This window comes from Sulfitobacter profundi (genome assembly GCF_042661425.1).
Taxonomy (GTDB): domain Bacteria; phylum Pseudomonadota; class Alphaproteobacteria; order Rhodobacterales; family Rhodobacteraceae; genus Sulfitobacter; species Sulfitobacter profundi.
Genome location: NZ_JBHSWA010000001.1, coordinates 2,782,171 through 2,802,810, shown reverse-complemented (window position 1 = coordinate 2,802,810; position 20,640 = coordinate 2,782,171). Strand labels below are relative to the sequence as shown.

Genomic DNA, 20,640 nt, shown 5'->3' with positions numbered 1-20,640 from the left:
GTGGCCGGTGTCACGTCGATTAATCTGGTCGAACATGCGCTCCTCGTTTCGATACAGGATGACATCACGGACACCGAGATCTTGGAGCTTCAAGACCGGTTGTCGAACAAAATATCAGAGAACCGCATCGACGGGGTGATCCTCGATATCTCAGCGCTTGAGATTGTCGACACCTTCGTGGGCCGTGTGATCGCGCAGTTGGCGGGGATATCCCGTCTGCTGGCGGCGGATACCTATGTTGTCGGCATGCGCCCCACGGTGGCGGTCACGTTGGTCGAGCTTGGCATGTACCTGCCAGAAATCCGCACCGCGTTAAGCCTGACCCATGCCCTTGCCCAGCTACGCCGCGTTTGACGAAAAGGACCTAGGGGCGCAGGTTCTTCTCTCTCAGTTCAAACTAAATACCAGCGGTGACGCGGTGACGGTGCGCCAAGCCGTGGCGCGCTACATGAAAGAACACGGCGCCTCGGCGTTGAATGTCACACGTTTCGCCACCGCCGTCAGCGAAATCGCCCGCAATGCGATCGTTCACGCTGGCGGAGGTGAATTTTCCATCTATGTCGACCCAAGGGCCAAGCAGCTTAGCGTGGTTTGTTGGGACAAGGGACCGGGGATCGAGGACGTGGCACTGGCCCTGACGGACGGCTATACTTCGGGCGGCGGCCTTGGCCGTGGTTTGGGCGGCGCACAGCGGCTGGCCAAGAAATTTGAAATCCGCACCGCCGTCGGCGGGGGCACCAGCGTGATGATGAGTGTGAACCTATGAAACAGTGGGTCGAAGTTCAGGACCAAAGCGCCATCGCCGTGGTCCGCCGCGCCGCACGGCGTCTGGCCGCCCAGCACGATTGGCCGAAACACCGGACCGACGAATTGGCCATCGTCGCCACCGAAGCCACCACCAACATCCTGCGCTACGCGGAAAAGGGCCGCGCCTTGATCAACGCGCCGGCCGAGGGCAAGGGCGACAAGATCGTGATGATCTTTACCGATCGGGGCCCCGGCATCAGCGATATGGATCACATGTTCCAAGACGGCATGAGCAGTGGCGATTCCGCCGGGCTGGGCCTTGGCGCGATCCGCCGTCTGTCGGATGAATTCGACATCTTCAGCGGGTCCGAGGTCGGCACCACCATCGTTTGCAGCTTTGCCAAAGACAGCCCCCTCTGCGCGCCCCATGGGGTTGAGGCCGTGGGCCTGCGGGTCTGTCACCCGAACGAAGAGGAATGCGGCGACGACTATCTGCTGCGGCAAACGCCGAAAGCCACTGATATTCTGGTTTGCGATGGCTTGGGCCATGGCCCCGAGGCCGCAGCCGCGTCGCTGGAGGTGACAGAGGCCGTCACCGCCACCCGCAGCTTCAACAGCGAGCCGGGCGCCGTGATGCGTGAGGTGACCGAGAAATTGATCGGCAAGCGCGGCGCGGTGGCGGCCCTTGTGCATATCGCGCAGCCGCAGATGGTGCTGCGCTATGCCGCTTTGGGCAATATCGCCACCCTGCGGGTCCGCAATGGCGAGGTCAAACGCCTGCCGGTCCGCGACGGCCGGATCGGCGCACGCGCCACCCGGGGCTATGAAGAGACCTTTGACCTTGAACCGGGGGATCTGATGATCCTGCACAGCGACGGGTTGAAAACCCTGCGCGACAGCTATCTTCCACAGGGTCTATTGTGGAAATCCCCGCTCTTGATCGCTGGCTTCCTGCTCGACCGGGCATTTCGCGGGCGTGACGACGCCTCCATCGTGGTCATACGCATTGCACGGGACGCGGACTGATGAAAGCTACGAACCTCACGTCGGTTAACCTTGAAAAAGGCGGCGATATCGCGGCTCTGCGCCAGATTGCCCTGACCCTGACCGAAGCGATGCGCTTTACCTCTTTTGAGCGGACGCGCACCGTCACCGCCGCTGTGGAACTGGGCCGCAACGCCATTGAGCATGGGCAAAAGGGCCGCGCCCGGTTTTCGCTGACAGATGTCAACGGCAAGCCTGCCCTTGGCCTGACAGTGATTGATCAGGGCCGCGGCATTGAGGAAGACAAGCTTGACCCCACCCGCGACATCGTGTCGGAGACGGGCATGGGGCTGGGCCTGCGCGGGGTGCAGCGGATCGCGGCGCGGTTTGATGTGGACACCGGCCAAGAGGGAACGCGGGTCCATGCGGAGTTTCTGCTGCCCGAACCGCAATGCGCTGTTGAGCAGATCAAGGCCGACGCCCTCGCGGCGCTAGAGGCCTATAACGCCAAAGACCCGACCGCCGCGCTGACCGAACAGAACCGCGAGTTGAGCGAAGGCATTGCCGACCGTGACCTCTTGATGCAGGAATTGCACCACCGCACGGGCAACAACCTTGCCCTGATCGTGGCACTCATCCGGATGAGCAAGAGCCAAGCCAAAGAGGACGAGACCCGCCAAGTGCTGCGCGAGTTGGAAACCCGCGTCGGCTCGCTCTCCAAGGCGCATGAGTTGATGCAACGCTCAACCGACAGCACCGACCTTGATCTGTCTGATATGCTGGATGAGGTCACCAAGAACGCCGAACGCGCCTTTACCGGGGATCGCCAGAGCATCGGCATCAAGCTGATTTGCCCCAGCCTTAAGATGGACAACAAACTGGCCGTCGACATCGGGCTGATCGTGGGCGAGTTGATCACCAACGCCTATAAACACGCTTTCAAAGGGCGCGACAAAGGGGTGATCACCATTGAGGTCACGCAAGAGAGCGATGAAGGCCTGACGCTGAAAGTCTATGACGATGGTGTCGGCCTGCCCGAAGATGCCAAACGGCCCGAGCGGTCGGATTCGCTGGGCTGGCGGATGATCCGCACGCTCACCTTCCAGCATGAGGCGACGCTGAAGGTCGAGGGCCAAGACGGGCTTTGTGTCGAGATCCGCTTCCCCGCACAGGGCTAAGTGCCCCCCGTGGGCCCGCCGGTTTCGGGCCGCCGCGTCCGTATTTTTGATCAAAAATCACCTCTGAACTTTTCCACCCCGTAAAATTGTCCTAGGCATATCGGGAGCCGGCGATTCCCGGACACTTCTAAGCGGCAAAAAAGACGCCCGCTTGGCCAATAACGGAGACAGAGCATGATCGAAAAACGTGATTTCTATATCGACGGCAAATGGGTCGCCCCGCTTGAGGGCAGCGAACATAAGGTCATCAACCCGTCGACCGAAGAGCCCTGCACCGTGATCTCGCTCGGCGGGGCCAAGGATGTGGACGCCGCCGTGGCAGCGGCCAAGGCCGCCCTGCCCGGTTGGATGGCCACCGCCCCCGAAGAGCGTATCGCGCTGATGGAGAAACTGGCCGACGTCTATAAATCCCGGACCGAAGACATGGCCCAAGCGATCAGCACCGAGATGGGCGCGCCCATCGAAATGGCGCGCAGCTCGCAATGGGGCGCAGGTTACAGCCACCTGAAGAACTTCATCAAAGCGGCGAAAGATTTCAAATTCGTAAAGCCCTTGGGCGATCACGCGCCGAACGACCGGATCATCCACGAAGCGGTTGGCGTCGTGGCGATGATCACGCCGTGGAACTGGCCGATGAACCAAGTGATGCTGAAAGTGGGCGCTGCTGTCGCCGCTGGCTGCACCATGGTGCTGAAACCTTCTGAGGAAAGCCCGCTGAGCGCCGTGGTCTTTGCCGAAATGATGGATGAGGCAGGCTTCCCCGCCGGTGTCTTCAACCTTGTGAATGGCGATGGCATGACCGTGGGCACCGCCCTGACCGGCCATGAGGATGTGGATATGGTGAGCTTCACCGGCTCCACCCGCGCGGGCATTGCGATTTCCAAGAACGCGGCGGGTACGCTGAAAAAGGTTCATCTGGAGCTTGGTGGCAAAGGCGCGAACCTTGTATTCGCCGATGCCGACGACAAGGCCGTGAAACGCGGCGTGCTGCATATGATGAACAACACCGGTCAAAGCTGTAACGCACCGAGCCGGATGATCGTCGAAGCCAGCGCCTATGACCAAGCGGTCGAGACCGCCGCCGAAGTCGCCAATAAGGTCGAAGTCGGCCCCGCCAGCGAAGAGGGTCGCCACATCGGCCCGGTCGTGAACGAAGCGCAATGGGGCAAGATCCAAGACCTGATCCAAAAGGGCATCGACGAAGGCGCGCGGCTGGTGGCCGGTGGCACCGGACGGCCAGAGCATCTGAACCGCGGTTTCTATGTCAAACCCACGGTTTTTGCCGATGTCACGTCCGACATGACCATCGCCCGCGAGGAAATCTTTGGCCCCGTATTGGCCATCATGAAGTTCGAGGACGAAGATCAAGCCGTCGAGATGGCCAATGACACGGTCTACGGCCTTACCAACTACGTCCAGTCCAGCGATGGCGCGCGGCGCAACCGTCTGGCGGCCAAGCTGCGGTCGGGCATGGTTGAGATGAATGGCGAAAGCCGTGGCGCGGGCGCGCCCTTTGGCGGCATGAAACGCTCGGGCAACGGACGCGAAGGTGGTGTCTGGGGGATCGAGGACTTCTGCGAAGTCAAAGCCGTTTCGGGCTGGTCCAACGATTGATCGCTTTTTAGCGTAGCATGATGCGGCAGGGCCAAAATTTGGCCCTGCCGTTTGCGTTTTAGCGGTCAGATCTCCTTTTGGTTCACCCGTTTGGAAAGCTCCGCAGCGCTTTCTTTGCGCTCGCTATAGCGGTCGAGCAAGTAGTCCTTGTTGTCGCGGGTCAGCAGGGTGAACTTCACCAGTTCCTCCATCACGTCGACCACCCGGTCATAGAAGGGCGAGGGTTTCATCCGATCATCCTCGTCAAACTCCAAAAAGGCTTTGGGGGTTGAGGATTGGTTGGGGATGGTCAGCAGCCGCATCCAACGGCCCAAGATGCGCAGCTGGTTCACGGCGTTGAAACTCTGCGAGCCGCCGCTGACCTGCATCACGGCCAAAGTCTTGCCTTGGGTCGGGCGCACCCCGCCCAGCGACAGGGGGATCCAGTCAACTTGGGTTTTCATGACGCCCGTCATCGCCCCGTGACGTTCGGGCGAACACCAGACCATGCCCTCGGACCATTGCACCAGATCGCGCAGTTCCTGCACTTTGGGATGTTCGGGTGCGGCATCGTCGGGCAACGGCAGCCCCGTGGGGTTAAATGTCCGCGTCTCGGCCCCGAGGCGGGTGAGGATGCGGGCGGCCTCCTCGGTCATCAGGCGGCTGAAGGACCGCGGGCGGAGCGAGCCGTAGAGCAGCAGAATGCGCGGGCCGTGGGTGGCGCGCTCAGGCGACAGCAGGCGGGCGTCGTCGATGGGGTTGAAGTGGTCTTCTTCGATGTTCGGCGTATCGGTCACGGGAATTTCCTTAGGCGGCAGTGGGTTATCAGGTGAGGTTCACTTGGAGGCGGGAAACCAATGCTGCGTGCGGTTGGCAAAGGCCACGAGCGACAGCATGACCGGTACCTCGACCAAGACGCCCACAACGGTGGCCAAGGCAGCACCCGACCCCAGCCCAAAAAGGCTGATCGCCACAGCAACCGCCAGTTCAAAGAAATTCGAGGTGCCGATCAGCGCGCAGGGGGCGGCCACGTTGAAAGGAATGCCCCAAGCCCGCGCGGCGCCATAGGCGATGAAGAAGATGCCGTAGGATTGCAGCAGCAGCGGCACGGCAATCAGTGCGATGACGAGCGGACGGTTAAGGATCACCTCACCCTGAAAGCCAAAAAGCAGCACCACGGTCAGCAAAAGCCCTATGATCGCAAAGGGTTGCACGCTGGCTTTAAAGGCGTCGACAGCCGCTTCGCCGCCCTTGGCCTCCAGCCGTTCGCGCGTGAGATACCCCGCCAGCAGCGGCAGCATGACGTAGAGCCCGACCGAGATCAGCAGCGTGTCCCAAGGCACGGTGATGTCGGTCACACCCAAAAGGAAGGCCACGATCGGCGCGAAGGCGAAGACCATGATCACATCATTCACGCTGACCTGCACCAGCGTATAGGTCGCATCACCACGGGTGAGGTTGGACCAGACAAAGACCATCGCGGTGCAGGGCGCGGCCCCCAACAGGATCACCCCCGCCAGATAGGCCTGCGCATCATCCGGTGGGATCAACCCGGCGAAGACGTAGTTGAAGAACAGCACCCCAAGGGCGGCCATGGTGAAGGGTTTGATCAGCCAATTGACCACCAGCGTCACCACCAGCCCTTTGGGCTTCTCCCCCACCTGCCGCAGCGCACCGAAATCAACGCCAACCATCATCGGATAGACCATGGCCCAGATCAGCACCGCCACGGGTAGGTTGACCGAGGCGACCTCAAGCGCGGCCAGTGTGCCAAAGAGGTCGGGAAAGAGATTGCCCAGCAAAAGCCCCGCCCCGATGGCCAGCGCCACCCAGAGCGAGAGCCAGCGTTCAAATGCTCCAAGGCCAGCGGGTGCGGGATGTGCGGTATCGGTCATGGCGGTCTTTCGTGCGTAATTTTCGAGGGTTAGCAGCAGGTCAATTCATCCAGCAGGGGTTGGCAAAGTTCTGGCTGCCCGCCGCAGCAGTCCTCTAAAAGGAACCCCAGCAGCGCGCGCAGCCCGTTCATATCTGCGAAATACCGGATGCTGCGGCCTTCGCGGTTGCTGCGGATCAGGCCCGCGCGGGCAAGCACCGACAGATTGGCGGACATGGTGTTTTGCCGCACGTCGAGCGCCACGCCGATCTCCCCCGCTGACATTCCCTTGCCCCCCGCTTTGATCAGCAGGCGAAAGACATCCAGACGGGTCGGTTGGCCCAAGGCGGCGAAGGCTAGGAGAGCGTTTTCATTATCCATATATCGTGAATTATTGATATAATATCGGCAGGTCAAGCGTCGCTTCAATCCCTGTGCAACGAAGCGCCGCCCCGCGCGTTGGTCTGGCGACCCCAACAGCACTCGCAAGGAAGACAAAGGATGCTCGATTGGATCGCAGAGAATTCCGGTACGTTGCAGGTGGCGGTCAGCCTTTTAACGGCGGTGGTCTGGCTGGCTTACCTGCATATCCTATGGCTCAATTTCCGGCGGCAACGGCAGCCGGTGATCTTGATCAACCGCTCTATCGCGCGGGATGAGAATGCCCATTGTTTCGTAACCAATATGGGGGCCGAGCCGATTTACTTGCTCGAAGTCATGGCGCGGGTGGTGACGGAGGAAAAGACCTATCACGTCAAGGTCACCGAACGCGAAGAAGTGGCGCTGAACGATGTGCAAAACCCCTGACCCGCACCAATCAAGGGCCGATCAAAAGCGGTGAATTCATCGATATCGGCAGTTTTCTCGATCTGTTGCGCCGCGCCGAAGCGCGCATCGGGACCGAGGGCCTGTTCGATAAGGTCCGCCAGATGGACCTCACCGTCGCGGCTGCGGATGGCCATACCACCAGATTGATCGCCGCGCGGCATGCGTTTCGGGCGGAATGGAAAGACGGCAAGCCCTATTTCGTGCCGGAACGGATCATGGCGCATCAAATCCGCAATATTTTTCAACGGCGCAAGATCACCGCCATGCTGGAAGAACAGATCGAATAGCGTCGTCTGAGATTACAATCGGTCCAGACCTTCCGCGATTTCGCGGGCGATGGCATGGGCGTCGATTCCCTCCCGCTCGGCCGATACACGCAGGCCGAGCAGATCGCTTTGATAGCGCCGGGCCAGTGACTTTGGATCATGTTCCGGCGCGATCTCTCCGTCCTGCTGCATCTGGGCAAAAAGCGCCGCGAACTGTTCCTCCATCCCCATGAGATGCGCGCTGGCCCGTTGGGCAAGTGGATGCCCATGGGCCTGTAATTCCAACAGGGTTTTGGACAGCATACAGGCCTTGGCCGGGGCCTCCTCCCGGCAAATCGCCAATTCGGGATAGCGTTTCAGCGCCGCCATCGGGCCATGGGCTTCGACCAATTCGGCCAAGCGCCCGGCCCCATCCTCGGCGTATTTGTCCAAGGCGATTTCGAACAGCGCCTCTTTCGACCCAAAGGCCGCGTAGAAACTGCCGGGCTTCATTTTCAGCACCGCTTCGAGATCTTTCAGCGATGTGCCTGCCCAGCCCTGACGCCAAAACAGATCGCGGGCGCGGTCGATCAGCTCGGCTCGGTCGTGGTTTGGTTTGCGGGGCATGATATCACCATGTGTTGAACGATCACTCAAATATATACTTGAGTGATCGCTCAAAAACCCTAAATAGCAAATATTGACGACTAACAAAGGTAGAGATCATGACATTCCCGTCCCACGACCAAGACTCCGCACCCGAAGCCTCCAAGCCGCTGCTGGCGGAATCGCAAAAGGCCTTTGGCCGCCTGCCGGGTCTGCACAAGGTGCTGGCCGAAAGCCCGCAAGCCTATGAAGGCTATCAGGTGCTGCACAAGCTATTCACCGAGACGGATTTCGACGCCGAAGAGCTGACCGTGGTTTGGCAGTCGATCAACGTCGAGAACGAGTGCCACTACTGCGTGCCCGCCCACACCGGCATTGCCAAGATGATGAAGGTCTCGGACGAGATCAGCGACGCGCTGCGCAATGAAACCGCCCTGCCGACACCCAAACTCGAAGCGCTGCGGACGTTCACCGTTCAGATGGTGCGCAACCGGGGCTTTGTCTCCGACGCGCAGATGCAGGCGTTTTTTGACGCAGGTTACAGCCACCGTGCGGTGCTGGACGTGATCCTTGGGATGGCGCAGAAGACCATTTCGAACTACGTCAACCACGTGGCCGAAACCCCGGTCGACGAAGTCTTCCAGCCGCTGGCATGGAAGCGCGGCGACAACAAGCTCGACGTTTAAATTGAAAGGCGCGCCCATGGTGGCGCGCCTTTTTCTATCCGCTCGGGCCCATCGGTCCGGCGCTTTCCCCTACTTCCACTGACAAAGCATAGCGCCCGCGCCATCCGGCTGCGGCCGCGCCGATGTGCTGTCCTTTTGCAAGAGACTTTGCTTATGCCCCTCAAACAAACCGTTCCCACGCTCCTGCTGGCCGGGCTCGCGGGCGAGATCGCCTTCGAGCTTTATGCTTGGCTGCTCTCCCCCTCCTCTTTGGCGTCGCACTCGCCCCGGCGAACCTTGTGGTTGCGCTTGGCAAGATCGCCCTTGGGATCACCCTGCCCTATTGGCTTGGCTTCGCGCTGCATATCGCGCTTGGGATCGTCGGTTTCTCGGTCTTTGTTTGGCTGGTGCACCGCCTGACGCGGCTTGGGCTGGTCCTGTCGGGGGCGCTGTCGGGGCTTGTGCTGTGGTTCGTCGCCCAAGGTCTGCTGGCCCCGGTGGTGGGGCGCAGCTTTATGATGGATTTCGGGGCCTACACGCAGTCGTCTTTCGTGGGGCACGTCGGCATGGCCATGGTGATCGGCTATGCCATTGCCCTGCTGCAACGCCGCGCAGCCTGAAGAAGCGGCGGCAGCCGGGTTTGCCCCTCTGCCGCCTTTTATCCGGCGGTTTTCCATCGGTCGAGCGTGAGCGTCACCAGCGCCTCGTCAAGGTTCACTGTCACCTCACCGTCTTGGATCATCACCTGAAGCTTCATCGCGCGGCTGGCCATCTCCGCCAGCGCCTTGGTGTCACTCTCGGCCAAGTTCACCACCTCGAGGGTGTCAAAGCGGGTGGTGCCGTTCTTGACCTTGTCCCACCAGATCTCAGCCGATTTGCCGCCATAGGGATAGACCACGACCTTGGCGGCCTTGTTGCAGGACTGGCGCAGGACTTTCTCACTGGGCAGACCCAACGTGATCCAAACGTCCAACTCTCCGCTCAGGCTTTTTTGCCAGATGTCCGGCTCATCATCCGTCGATAGACCCTTGGTCATTTCCAGATGCTCATGCGCGTTGAGGGCAAAGGCGACGAGCCGCACCATCAACCGCTCATCGGTTTCCGAAGGGTGTTTGGCGATGGTCAGCTTGTGGGTCTCATAATAGTGGCGGTCCATGTCGGAGACCGAAAGCTCGACTTTGTAGATGGTGGCATTCTGCGCCATGATATGTCTCGTTTTCCAAGGTAGGGGCTGCCTACGCGGTTGGGCCGACCGGGGAAAGGGAATAGTCCTTGGGCGTTGCGCGCGTTGGTATGCGCGACTGCGATCGTTCAGCGGTTTCGCGAGATTGCTTTTGGTCGGCACCTGCCAACATCCGAAATACAGGCCCGAATTGCAGGTCCCCGAATACAGCCCCCGAAATGCAGCCCCCGAAAGGCCCCGCCTGTCACCTACGATGCCGTTGTGCAGCGGGGGAAGTCATCCTACCTTGCCCCTATGATTAAACGTCGCACGTTTCTTTGGGCCCTCGGCTCTACCGCGCTCACCGCGACGGGAGCGTTTCCCCAAAGCAGCAGTGGCGAGGTTCTGCGCGGGTTCAACCTTATCGAGACAACGAGTGCGCCCTTCGGAAGCCAAGCCGCTGCGCTAAGCATCGCTCAATTGCGAAAGACGGGCGCGACGGCGGCAACGGTGATCCCGTTCCTATGGCAACCCGCGCCCACCTCCAGCGGCATCGTCATGGGGGACGCGCTGCCCCATGACAGGATCGCCGCCGGGATCGCGCAGTTGCACGCAGCCGGGCTGGCCGCCATCGTCAAACCGCATGTCTGGGTGCCCGAAAGCTGGGCGGGCGCCATCGTCCCCGCGGCGGGCACCGAAGGCGATTGGCACGCGGCCTATGAAAATTCCCTGCGCGCCATCGCGGTCACCGCAGAGCAAAGCCGCGCCGAGGTGCTGGTCCTCGGCACCGAATTGCGCGGCGTATCGGGGGCGGAGGCATGGGAGGGCACCATCGCCGGGCTGCGCGAAGCGTTCAGCGGTAAAATCACCTATGTCGCCCATGGCGCTGACGAGGCCGAGAAGGTTGCGTTCTGGCCGCTATTGGATGCCGTGGCGGTGTCGCTCTACCCCGTCTTGGGCGCAGCCGGGGCGACCGCCGACTGGGATCGCGCCATCGCCAAAGAATTGGACCGGGTCGAGGCCGTCGCGCGGAAACATGCAAAACCCATTTGGATCGCCGAAATCGGCATCCGCTCTGCCGAAGGGGCGACCGAGCGCCCGTGGGAAAGCGCCGAAGAACGCGCAGCCCCCGCCGATATGGCACTTCAGGCCGACGTCTTGCGCCGCTGGCTTCGCGCCCTTGAGGCACGGGACATCCCGGACCTATGGGTCTGGCGCTGGTTCACCGACCCTGAGAGCGGCGGCGCGGAAGACACTGATTTCACCGTGCAAAACAAGCTGGCGGAGGAGGTTATCGCAGATTTTTGGGGCAAGGGGTGAGCCAAAAATCCCGGCGATGTTCTCAGGCTTCACCGAGCAGCCTCGGCCCACCTAAATGCCGAACAAAAGCACAAAGGCGAGGGCTGCGCCGAGCAGGAATACCGTTTCAACCACCAGAATGATGCTGTAGCTGGGTTTGACCTTTACGACCTTCGCCAGACTGGTTTTCACCCCCAAGGCCGCGATGGCGATGACCAGACACCACCGGGATAGCTCGTTGAGGAACGCGAGCACTGCGCTCGGCAGCACTTCCAGATTTGCCAAAACCGCGCAGCCTGCAAACATCATCAGAAACCAAGGCACGCCGACAGATTGCTGCTGCGCGCCTCTGAAGCTGAACATCACGAACAGCATCACGACGGGCAAAAGTGCGACGCGCAGTATCTTGACATAGGTGGCAAAGACCCCGGCCTCGTCGCTGATGGAGTATCCTGCCCCCACCACCTGCGCGACATCGTGGATCGTGGCGCCAACCAAAAAACCACTTTCAATATCGCTCAGACCCAGCGATTGGAAAAGAATGGGATAGGCGATCATCGCGATGGTCGACAGCGCCGTGACACCGATAACAACGAACAGCGTGTCCTGCTCGCGGTCTTTATGCGGCGGCAGGACGGAGGTGATCGCCAAAGCCGCTGATGCCCCGCAGATGGCGACGGCCCCGCCCGCCAGCATACCAAAAGCGGTGCGGCGGCCAAAGATACGGGCCATCACCACGCCGCATGCAAAGGTCGCCAAAACCAAACCGACGATGGCAATGACAGGGGTAAAGCCAAGGCTCATAACCTCGGCCAGCCCCAACCGCAGGCCCAGCAGCCCGACCCCAAAGCGCAGCAGCGCCTTCGCGGCGAAATCGACCCCAATGGCGCAAGCGCTGTCTTCCGACAGGAAGTGAAACGCCATCCCAAGCAGCAGCGCAAAGAGCATCACCGGCGCGCCGTAGTGATCCGACAAGAACGTGGCGGCCACCGCGATGACAGTCGCGAGCAGCAGCCCCCAGCATAGGGGGAGACGCGGGATTTGACGGTCAGTAGCATAGATTTTCCTCGGCGCGGCGTCAGGCTGTCTGCTGTTTCAGCCGAAGCTCGGCAGAACGGGCATGGCCTTCCATCCCCTCCATCCGGCTGATCCGCGCGGTGCGCAGGGCCAGCTCATGCGAGGCTTCGGCATCGCAGCGTTGCCATGTCACGGTCTTGGTAAACTTATGAACGGACAGCCCCCGGTATAGCGCGCGGCCCCACTGGTCGGCAGCACATGGTTCGGGCCAGAGGTCTTATCACCAAAGGCAACCGTCGTCTCTTCCCCCAGAAACAACGAGCCATAGGCCGAGAGGCGGTTGAGCCACCAGTCGAGGTCTTCGGCCTGCACCTGAAGATGCTCCGGCGCGTAGCGGTCGGCCACTTGGGCGGCCTCCTCGCGGGTCTCGCACAAGACCACCTCGGCGCGCTCTGCCCAAGCCACCCGCGCGGCACTGGCGTTCGGCTCCGGTAGGCTGTCGATCATTTCGGGCGCGCGCTGCAACACGGTTTCCGCCAGCCTGCGGTCGGTCGCGACCAGCCATACCGGGCTGTCGGCCCCGTGCTCCGCCTGACTGACCAGATCCCATGCCACCGTTTCAGGGTCCGCGCTGTGATCGGCGACCACCAGTGAATCGGTTGGCCCGGCGAACATGTCGATCCCCACAGCGCCGAACAACATGCGCTTAGCCTCTGCCACATAGCTGTTGCCGGGACCGACGAGGATATCGGCAGGCACACCGCCAAACAGCCCCATCGACATGGCAGCGACCCCCTGCACCCCCGAGGTTCAGGATCAGGTCCGCGCCGCAAAGGTCCATCGCAAAGATGATCGGATCGGGAATGCCGATGCCGGGGCGCGTCGGCGAGCAAGCGGTGATATGCGGCACGCCCGCAACCTTGGCGGTGGTGATCGTCATCAGAGCGCTGGCGATATGGCTGTAGCGTCCGCCGGGCACATAGCAGCCCGCGCTTGAGACGGGGATTTGCTTTTGGCCCGCAATTAGCCCCGGCATGATCTCGATTTCGCAATCACCCATCGTCGCCTTTTGCGCTTCGGCAAAGCGGCGGATATTGGCATGGGCAAAGCGGATATCGTCCTTAAGCTCTTGCGGCACCCGCGCAGAGGCAGCGGCCCGTTCCGCGGCAGTGACCACGATATCCTCGGCCCAGCCGTCAAGGTCGCGCGCATAGTCTCGCACGGCAGCCTCACCGCCCTGTTCGATCTTGGCGAGCATCTGAGCAACCACACCGCGGATGTCTTTGCCCTCAACCGCCGGGCGGGTCTCGACTTGCTTCAGATACGTGATCGCCATGGTCTTACCTCAGTTGGATTTGGGAATGGTGATGGATCGCCTCGGCCAGCACGTCGATCGTGTCGAGGATCGGCACGGGAGCGGTCAAAGCGGGGGCGAGCAGCGAATACTCAGAGCAGGCAATGAGCAGAAGCTCGGCCCCCTGCGCGGTCAATTCAGCCGCCGCTTCCGCAAGCGTCTGCTGCGCCGGTGGGGTGATCCCCTGCGCCTTGATCCGCCGGATCGCGGCCAGCATGCGCTCGGCATCGGCGGGCCAGAGCGCCGTCAGCCCGGCGCGATCAAGGGCGGCGTCAAACACCCCGGCCATGCGCACGGCAGGAGAGGCAAGAATCCCAACGGAGGCGCCCGAGGAAGTTGCCCCGCCGCGCGGTCGACCGACAGGGTCACCATATTCAGGAAGGGGATCGAAACCGCCGCCTCAATCGCCGGCGCGTAGTGATGTGCCGTGTTGCAAGGCATGGCGAGGGCCGTGGCCCCTGCCCGTTCCAGCCGCTGTGCCATCGCGGCCAGCACCGGGGCGGGGTCCTCCCCTGTGCCCTCGATCAGATGGGCGATGCGGGAGGGCACTTGCGGGTTCATGTCGATCAGCAGCGGCAGGTGATCGGCGTCGTCTTGGGCATCGACTGTGCCAAGCACACGCTGCTGCAGCAGGATCGTCGCTTCCGGCCCCATGCCGCCCAATACGCCGACGACGGGGCGGCTCATGATGCCACCTCGTTCACCGCGTCGCAGATCAACTCGGCGATCAGCGCGCAGTCGTCTTGAGAAAAACTCAGCGGCAGACGCATGTCGAAAAGCGTCGCCATAATGCGGTCTGTCGCGGGCATGTCCTGCGCTGGAACATAGCGCCAAGATGGATGCGCCGAGGTGAAGCCTGCAGGCTCTTTCGCGCCGAACCATTTGAGTTCCACGCCCCGCGCGGCTGCGGCATCGAGCAAGGCGCGGCACTGCGCGGCGGTGAAGTCTGGCAGGCGGAACTGGATGGAGGAACCCACATGCGTTTCGGCGGAGGGTAGCTTGATGGTTGTAACGCCGTCCTGTGCTTTCAGCCTCTCCTCAACCTGCGTGTAGCGGGCGTTCCAGCGGGCGATGTTGCTGTCGAGGTCGGCAAGCTGCGGACGCAGGATCGCGGCGCGCAGCGCATCCATCCGCGCCGAGCAATTGGGCATGTCATAGCGCGCATCGGTATAGGCCTCAGGCTGCGGCCCGGCCCCGTGGCGTTCATAAAGCATGTAGCTGCCCGACAAGATCGTCGCGCGGGCGGCGATTGCGGCGTCGTCGGTGGTCAGAAACCCGCCTTCGCCGGAGTTCATGTGTTTGTAAGTCTGGGTCGAGAAACAGGCCACTTTGCCGAAATTGCCCGACCGAATGCCGTTCCACCGCGCGCCCATCGTGTGGGCGCAATCCTCGATCACCGTCACCTCTGCCGCGTCACAGATCGCCATCAGCCGGTCCATGTCACACAGATGCCCGCGCATATGCGACAGCAACAGCACCCGCGCGCCGGAACTGGCAATTTTGGCGTCGAGGTCATCAAGGTCGAGCCGCAGATCCTCGTCGATCTCGACCAGCACGGTCTCAGCGCCCACCGCCCGGATCGCGCCGGGCACCGGGGCCAGCGTATAGGCGTTGGTCAGCACCTTGTCGCCCGATGCCACGTCGCAGGCGCGCAGGGCGATTTGCAACGCCTGCCCGCCCGAGGTGACGGCAAGGCAGCAGCTGCTGCCCTGCCAATCACGGTATTCGGCCTCAAGCTGGGCCACTTCCCCAGCCTCCCCCGGCGCGAGGTTATACCGGTGCAAGCGGCCTGACTCTAGCACCGCGACCGCCGCCGCGATGGCGTCTTGGGAAAGCCCCTCTTGCTGGGTGAAACTGCCGGTAAACTTGCGCACCACTTAAGCTGCCTTTCTTACAGGTTGACCCAGCGGTTGGCGGTGTCAAAGGCGAAGTCATAGCCGCCCAGAGCCGCCGCGCCGCCGGTGTGGAGGAAGACCACACGCTCGTCCTTAAACGTGCCTTTGCGGGAGAGATCAATGAGACCAGCGGCCCCCTTTGCGGAATAGCAAGGATCAAGCAGGATGCCTTCGAGCTCAGCAAACATCTGGATTGCCTCGATGCCGCTGTCGGTCGGGATGCCATAGCCTTCGCCGACGTAATCGGTGTTGGCCATCACATCCTCGCGCTTGACCACGCCCGCGCAGCCCAGCTTCTCGGCGGTTTTGCAGGCGAGGTCATAGACCATCTGCTCTTGCTTGGGCTGCGGCGCGCGGGTGCCGATGCCAAGCACAGGGATCTGGGCATTCATCGCGCACATCCCGGTGATCAGCCCCGCCTGCGTGCCCGATGAGCCGGTGCCGTGGACCAGTCGGTCAATCTTCATGCCGGAGGTGTTCACTTGGTTCAGCAGCTCAAACGCACAGTTCACATAGCCCAAAGCGCCCGTGGGGTTCGAGCCGCCGCCGGGGATGATATAGACTTTATGGCCCTCGGCGCGCTTCTTTTCAGCCGCCTTTTCCATCTCGCCGGGCATGTCATGGCCGCCGGGGAATTTTTCGGTCGTGGCGCCGTGCAGGTGATCTAACAGCACATTGCCATTGGTGTTGTAGTTGGCATCGTCATAGCCGGTCCGGTCTTCCAGCAGGATGTGGCAGGCAAGGCCCAGCTTGGCGGCAGCCGCGGCGGTCTGGCGGCCATGGTTGGTCTGGGTCGCACCTTGGGTCATCACCATGTCCGCGCCCTGTTCGATGGCCTCGGCCATCAGGAATTCCAGCTTGCGGGTCTTGTTGCCGCCCGTGGAAAGCCCGGTGCAATCGTCACGTTTGATCCAGATTTCGGTGCCGAGCTCTTTTGACAGGCGTTTCATATGCTCAAGCGGGGTTGGCAGATGGGCAAGGTGGACGCGGGGAAAACGAGAGAGGTGCATGGATAATCCTTGTCGTAGCTATGGGTGTGCAGCGGGGCGCGTTGCCGCTGGTTGACCTTGGTGCGAGACGGGGGCCAGCGTTGCACCGGCCCCTGCCCATCATGTTATCCGCGCATTAGCGCATAGGAAGGATCATATGGCGAGGGATCGATCACTTCGGTGCCAACGATTTCCCCATAGAGATCAAGCGGGATTTGCGTGCCGGGCGTGGCCAGCGCCGGATCGACGAAGGCATAGGCGAGGTTCATGCCCACCCGGTGCCCCCAATCGCCTGAGGTTACGGTGCCGACAACCTTGCCGTCTTGCATGAGTGAGGCACCGCCATGGGCCGGGGCATGGGTCGCGTCGACCTTGAGCGTCACCAGTTTTTTGCGCGGCCCTTCTTCCATGCGCTTGTGCAGGGCGACCTTGCCAATGAAATCGGCGGGCTTTTCGGGTTTTACGAAACGGTCCAGCGCGGTCTCAAATGGGTCGAACTCGGTCAGCAGGTCAGCTTTCCAGTGCATAAAGCCTTTCTCCATCCGCATCGATTCCACCGCACGGGCGCCGAAGAGCTTCAGACCATGCGTCTTGCCAGCGTCGCGCAGGGCCAGATAGGCGGCATAAAGCGCGTTGTTGGGTACGTGGATTTCATAGGCCAACTCGCCCGAGAAACTGACGCCTAGCACCGTGGCAGGTGCAAATCCGATGAAACATTCGCGCAGGCTGAGCCATGGGAACGCCTCTTTCGACCAGTCGCCGCGCGCACAGGCGCTGAGCACATCGCGTGCCTTGGGCCCGGCGAGCACGAGGATCGTTTGGTCATTGGTGAGGCTGCGGATTTGCACATCTTCGTCGTCGCGCAGATGCAGTTTGAGCCAGTCCATGTCGTGATATTCGCTGGCGGCTGCCGACCCGTACCAGACCCGCTGCGGGCCGCGGTCCGAGGCGGGCAAGTTGGCCACTGTGGCTTCGCCTTTGACCATCCCGTGGTGGTTCAGCAGATAGCCCAAGCCCACCCGTCCGTCGCGTTTTGTGACCGCGCCGCAGAACATCCGGTCAAGGAAACTGTGGCGGTCGCTGCCGGTGATCTCGAACCGGTTGAAGCCGTTGACCTCGCAAAGGCCGACATTCTCGGCCACGTTCTTCACTTCAGCCGCGACCACGTCGAATGCCTCGTCGAAGTCAAAGCTGAGGGTCGGGTGAAAATCGGGCGACGGTTTGATGTAATCGACCCGCTCCCAACCGTTGACCACGGTGAACTCGGCCCCTTCGGCGGCCATCACCGGGGTCAACGGTGTGGTTTTGGCAGGGCGCGCGGCGGGCCGGTGCTCATGCGGGAAGTGGAAGCGGAATTCGTTCTGGTAATCTTCGATGGCCTTAAGCGCCGTCAGTTCCACATTGGCGTGCCCGGTAAAACGGCGCGGGTCGATGACCCAAGTGTCATACTGCGCCTCGCCATGGACGATCTGCTGGGCCAGCAGCCAGCCATGCCCCCGCCCTCGCCCAGACCTGCACGCAGGCCGATGATGCAAAAGGCGTTGCGCTTGCCGGGGATCGGGCCAACCAGCGGCGCGCCGTCGATGGTATAGGTGATCGGGCCATTGACGATGGACCGGATGCCGGTTTCGGCCAGTGCGGGCATGCGCTCAAAGGCGCCTTCGAGCACGTCCATGACCCGCTCAAGATCATCCGGGCACAGGGCGTTGACGAAATTGGGGTCGATCCCGTCCATTCCCCACGTCTTGCAGTCCTGCTCATAAAAGCCGACCAGCAAGCCGTTCTTTTCTTGGCGGCTGTAATAGTCCGAGATCGGACAGCGCAGCAGCGGCATCCGGTGACCGGCCTCGGCGATGGCTGGGATGTCTTCGGTCAGAAAATACTGGTGCTCCATCGAGGCGACGGGATGATGCACCCCCATCATGCTGCCGACCTCGTTCACACGGTAACCGCAGGCGTTGACCACGATATCGCAGTCGATGTCGCCATGTTTGGTGTGGACCGTCCAAGTGTCGTCTTTGTGCTGCGTCAGGGCGGTGACCGGCGTGTTGCGGTAGACCTCGGCCCCGGCCTTGCGCGCGTGAAAAGCCAAAGCCTGACAAAGCTGCGCGGGATCAATGTCGCCGTCGAGCGGATCCCAAAGCCCGCCCAGCAGGTTCTCTGTCGAGATCAGCGGGTGGCGTCGGGCGCATTCTTCGGCGTCGATGACTTCCAGATCCACATCCATGCCGCGTGCCATTGAGGCAAAATGGCGATAGCCCTGCATCTGCGCTTCGGTATTGGCCAATCGGATGCCGCCGTCGGCGTGGTGGTAGTTGATCGGATACTCCGGGTCTTCGGATAAGCGTTTGTAAAGGTTGATGGAATGGGTTTTCAGCCCGACCATCGTTTGATTGGCCCCAAAATTCGTGACCTGCGCCGCCGAATGCCAAGTTGTGCCTGACGTAAGCTCATCACGCTCGACCAAGACGACATCTGTCCAGCCTTCTTGTGTGAGATGATAAAGCGTCGAGCAGCCAGCGATACCGCCGCCAATGACAACCACCTTGGTCCGAGATTTCATGGCGTGCGCCTCCGATAGATACTGAGATCAGAGGGCCAGAAAGAGGGTTAAACAACAAACGCTAATGCGGGTGTTGGAAAAAATCGCAAGATAGTTTCGATAGCTTGATTAGACCCCGAAGCGGCAATAGCCCTGCCCCCTACTCTATCAGCTGGAAACTCTCTGCCAACCAAGGGGTGCTGGCGTGCAGGGGCTCGATCACATGCTGATGAATGAGGTCGCGCATCTCGGCATCAACCAGTTCGACGACAGAGCGCGAACAATCCGGCGTGCTCATCAAGGCCAATGTCCGCGCAAAAGCCTTGCCCGGAAAGCGGTGCATGCGCAGATCGCCATGAAACCGCGCGGCGCGGGAAAACAACAGCGGGGTTGTGATCGTCCAGCCCGCATTCGCCGCCACCATCGCCATCAGGGTCTGGTTGTTGCTGCATTCGAACCGATGCGGCGACGTGACCCCCAAGCGCCGCAAGTGAGTGTCAATCTGCCGGGCGATCATCAGGTTGCCGGAAAACCGCAAAAAGGGCAGCTTTGCCCTGCCCTCCATGATCTGTGAGAGGGTTTCCGACGCGAGACGGGGCAGAACGATGATAAAAGGGTCACGCAGAAGCGGGCGCTCTTGCAGGTCGCTGATCGTTTCCCCGGGCGCGGTGCATATACCGAGATCGAGCTGACGGTTGCGCAGCATGCCGATCAGGTCGTGGCTGACCCCGGTATGATAGCTGAAATCGCAGCTGGGCATCGTCTTGGTCAGGGAGACTGCCAAATACGGCACGATATCGCTCTCCAAATCTTCGATCGCACCGATTCTAAGGAAGCTCGCGTCGGCGACGTTGCCGGCGGAGACCTCGGCCTTGGCCTTGCGGATCGTGCGCAGCGCCTCGTCGATTTTGCGCGAAAAGACCTGCCCTTTGGGCGTCAAGACCATCGGACGCCGGGCATGGTTGAAGAGCTCAACACCCAAGTGGTCTTCCAAGCTGCGCAGATGATGCGACACGGTGCTCACCGTCAATCCCGCATCCCGCGCGGCGGCTTGCAGCGACCCTTCCTTGGCACAGACTTGAAACAGTTCGAGCGACTTCAGGCTGATATCTCTGGCGGCTTTGGTCCGAGCCATGGCGGCGTCCTATTCCTGCTGACCCTGCGCTAAGGTGTAGCATTGTTTGAGATGATAAATATCAAAACTTCACAGCAGGCAGATGGTATTCTGAAGTTGCCCAAGCTGTAGAAGTCTCAGGCTCTCGGAAAACTACGAACCAACGCGGCCCAGAAATGACCGACGTCTAGAACAAGAACGTGGAAGCAGATAGCATGACCAACGCGGAAAACGGCGATTTGATAGAGCTACGATTTTCACGGAAACCTTGCTGAAACAAGGTGGTACCCAAGGCCGGACTCGAACCAGAACGCCTCGCGGCGGGGGATTTTGAATTCTCACGAATTATCGCTAAATCAACAACTTGAGACCAGACGGCTCACAGCTCAATGCACTAATCTTAGCGCGTTGTGTGAGTAAAAGTGGGCGGAGATTACACTTGCGCCTTGATCACGGCTAACGCCAACTACGTCAATTGATCAAATACTTTCAGCGATGACAAACCAAAGAGAACACGTGCAATCTGGCGCTTCCATTAGGTCGACCTAA

The 20,640-nt window shown here is 61.2% G+C and carries 21 protein-coding genes and 2 pseudogenes; 10 read left to right on the top strand and 13 right to left on the bottom strand.

From position 1 onward, the window contains the following. The 5 genes from ACFQAU_RS14605 (at position 1) to ACFQAU_RS14585 (ending at position 4,523) form a co-directional block, all read left to right on the top strand. Positions 1-354 carry an STAS domain-containing protein gene (locus ACFQAU_RS14605; protein ID WP_067627401.1) on the top strand — a complete coding sequence of 118 codons (354 nt, stop codon included), beginning with the start codon at positions 1-3 and terminating at the stop codon, positions 352-354. Continuing rightward, a complete protein-coding gene (locus ACFQAU_RS14600; RefSeq protein ID WP_132443271.1) occupies positions 326-766 on the top strand; it encodes an ATP-binding protein in 441 nt (146 codons plus the stop codon). The genes ACFQAU_RS14605 and ACFQAU_RS14600 overlap by 29 nt, the downstream gene beginning before the upstream one ends. Then, positions 763-1,773, top strand: coding sequence for an ATP-binding protein (locus tag ACFQAU_RS14595; protein ID WP_132443270.1), 1,011 nt, complete (start codon positions 763-765; stop codon positions 1,771-1,773). Before ACFQAU_RS14600 ends, ACFQAU_RS14595 begins: the two co-directional genes overlap by 4 nt. Then, entirely contained in the window at positions 1,773-2,909 is a 1,137-nt protein-coding gene (locus tag ACFQAU_RS14590) for a sensor histidine kinase (RefSeq protein WP_082849486.1), read from the top strand. The genes ACFQAU_RS14595 and ACFQAU_RS14590 overlap by 1 nt, the downstream gene beginning before the upstream one ends. A 174-nt stretch (positions 2,910-3,083) precedes the next feature. Continuing rightward, entirely contained in the window at positions 3,084-4,523 is a 1,440-nt protein-coding gene (locus ACFQAU_RS14585) for an aldehyde dehydrogenase family protein (protein WP_132443269.1), read from the top strand. A 65-nt stretch (positions 4,524-4,588) separates the two neighbouring features. On the opposite strand, the gene arsH is transcribed toward ACFQAU_RS14585, so the two are convergent. From arsH to ACFQAU_RS14570, 3 genes are read right to left on the bottom strand one after another with little or no spacing between them, the layout of a single operon-like run. Further along, positions 4,589-5,299 carry an arsenical resistance protein ArsH gene (arsH, locus tag ACFQAU_RS14580; protein WP_132443268.1) on the bottom strand — a complete coding sequence of 237 codons (711 nt, stop codon included), beginning with the start codon at positions 5,297-5,299 and terminating at the stop codon, positions 4,589-4,591. Between the two features lie 39 nt (positions 5,300-5,338). Further along, the gene (gene arsB / locus ACFQAU_RS14575) at positions 5,339-6,397 is read right to left on the bottom strand and encodes an ACR3 family arsenite efflux transporter (protein WP_132443267.1); all 1,059 of its coding nucleotides are present in this window, start codon (positions 6,395-6,397) and stop codon (positions 5,339-5,341) included. A gap of 29 nt (positions 6,398-6,426) precedes the next feature. Continuing rightward, a complete protein-coding gene (locus ACFQAU_RS14570) occupies positions 6,427-6,756 on the bottom strand; it encodes an ArsR/SmtB family transcription factor (RefSeq protein ID WP_120351236.1) in 330 nt (109 codons plus the stop codon). Between the two features lie 120 nt (positions 6,757-6,876). On the opposite strand from ACFQAU_RS14570, the gene ACFQAU_RS14565 reads away from it, so the two are divergent. Both ACFQAU_RS14565 and ACFQAU_RS14560 read left to right on the top strand, forming a co-directional pair. Next, on the top strand, positions 6,877-7,182 hold the full coding sequence (locus ACFQAU_RS14565; protein WP_386283107.1) for a hypothetical protein: 306 nt from the start codon (positions 6,877-6,879) through the stop codon (positions 7,180-7,182). 122 nt (positions 7,183-7,304) lie between these two features. Further along, on the top strand, positions 7,305-7,490 hold the full coding sequence (locus ACFQAU_RS14560) for a hypothetical protein (protein ID WP_386283104.1): 186 nt from the start codon (positions 7,305-7,307) through the stop codon (positions 7,488-7,490). 12 nt (positions 7,491-7,502) lie between these two features. Here ACFQAU_RS14560 and ACFQAU_RS14555 read toward each other — a convergent pair whose 3' ends face one another. Then, a complete protein-coding gene (locus ACFQAU_RS14555) occupies positions 7,503-8,075 on the bottom strand; it encodes a TetR/AcrR family transcriptional regulator (RefSeq protein ID WP_120351238.1) in 573 nt (190 codons plus the stop codon). Positions 8,076-8,173: 98 nt separating this feature from the next. Here ACFQAU_RS14555 and ACFQAU_RS14550 point away from each other — a divergent pair, with 98 nt between their 5' ends. Together ACFQAU_RS14550 and ACFQAU_RS14545 are read left to right on the top strand one after the other, a co-directional pair. Further along, complete coding sequence (locus ACFQAU_RS14550) at positions 8,174-8,740, top strand: carboxymuconolactone decarboxylase family protein (RefSeq protein WP_120351239.1); 567 nt, start codon at positions 8,174-8,176, stop codon at positions 8,738-8,740. A gap of 227 nt (positions 8,741-8,967) precedes the next feature. After that, positions 8,968-9,339 (top strand): hypothetical protein, encoded by a 372-nt coding sequence (locus ACFQAU_RS14545; protein WP_386283099.1) that lies wholly within the window; start codon positions 8,968-8,970, stop codon positions 9,337-9,339. 38 nt (positions 9,340-9,377) lie between these two features. Here ACFQAU_RS14545 and ACFQAU_RS14540 read toward each other — a convergent pair whose 3' ends face one another. Further along, a complete protein-coding gene (locus tag ACFQAU_RS14540) occupies positions 9,378-9,923 on the bottom strand; it encodes a YaeQ family protein (RefSeq protein WP_120351240.1) in 546 nt (181 codons plus the stop codon). A gap of 273 nt (positions 9,924-10,196) precedes the next feature. Here ACFQAU_RS14540 and ACFQAU_RS14535 point away from each other — a divergent pair, with 273 nt between their 5' ends. Beyond that, positions 10,197-11,201 carry a glycoside hydrolase family 113 gene (locus ACFQAU_RS14535; protein ID WP_386283094.1) on the top strand — a complete coding sequence of 335 codons (1,005 nt, stop codon included), beginning with the start codon at positions 10,197-10,199 and terminating at the stop codon, positions 11,199-11,201. 51 nt (positions 11,202-11,252) lie between these two features. Here ACFQAU_RS14535 and ACFQAU_RS14530 read toward each other — a convergent pair whose 3' ends face one another. The 8 genes and pseudogenes from ACFQAU_RS14530 to ACFQAU_RS14495 all read right to left on the bottom strand — a co-directional run bounded on the left by ACFQAU_RS14530 (position 11,253) and on the right by ACFQAU_RS14495 (position 20,112). Further along, positions 11,253-12,170, bottom strand: a complete 918-nt coding sequence (locus ACFQAU_RS14530) for a YeiH family protein (RefSeq protein WP_386283091.1) — start codon at positions 12,168-12,170, stop codon at positions 11,253-11,255. A gap of 88 nt (positions 12,171-12,258) precedes the next feature. Continuing rightward, a pseudogene (gene hisD / locus ACFQAU_RS14525) lies at positions 12,259-13,533 on the bottom strand (histidinol dehydrogenase). A gap of 4 nt (positions 13,534-13,537) precedes the next feature. Further along, positions 13,538-13,831, bottom strand: coding sequence for an aspartate/glutamate racemase family protein (locus tag ACFQAU_RS14520; protein ID WP_386283088.1), 294 nt, complete (start codon positions 13,829-13,831; stop codon positions 13,538-13,540). Beyond that, on the bottom strand, positions 13,798-14,238 hold the full coding sequence (locus tag ACFQAU_RS14515; RefSeq protein WP_386283085.1) for an aspartate/glutamate racemase family protein: 441 nt from the start codon (positions 14,236-14,238) through the stop codon (positions 13,798-13,800). Before ACFQAU_RS14515 ends, ACFQAU_RS14520 begins: the two co-directional genes overlap by 34 nt. Continuing rightward, complete coding sequence (locus ACFQAU_RS14510) at positions 14,235-15,428, bottom strand: DegT/DnrJ/EryC1/StrS family aminotransferase (protein WP_206054250.1); 1,194 nt, start codon at positions 15,426-15,428, stop codon at positions 14,235-14,237. The genes ACFQAU_RS14515 and ACFQAU_RS14510 overlap by 4 nt, the downstream gene beginning before the upstream one ends. A 14-nt stretch (positions 15,429-15,442) precedes the next feature. Beyond that, a complete protein-coding gene (gene cuyA / locus ACFQAU_RS14505; RefSeq protein ID WP_132443261.1) occupies positions 15,443-16,456 on the bottom strand; it encodes a D-cysteate sulfo-lyase in 1,014 nt (337 codons plus the stop codon). 104 nt (positions 16,457-16,560) lie between these two features. Beyond that, positions 16,561-18,998: pseudogene (locus ACFQAU_RS14500) on the bottom strand (GcvT family protein). A gap of 139 nt (positions 18,999-19,137) precedes the next feature. Beyond that, entirely contained in the window at positions 19,138-20,112 is a 975-nt protein-coding gene (locus ACFQAU_RS14495; RefSeq protein ID WP_132443259.1) for a LysR family transcriptional regulator, read from the bottom strand. Positions 20,113-20,640 lie beyond the last annotated feature (528 nt).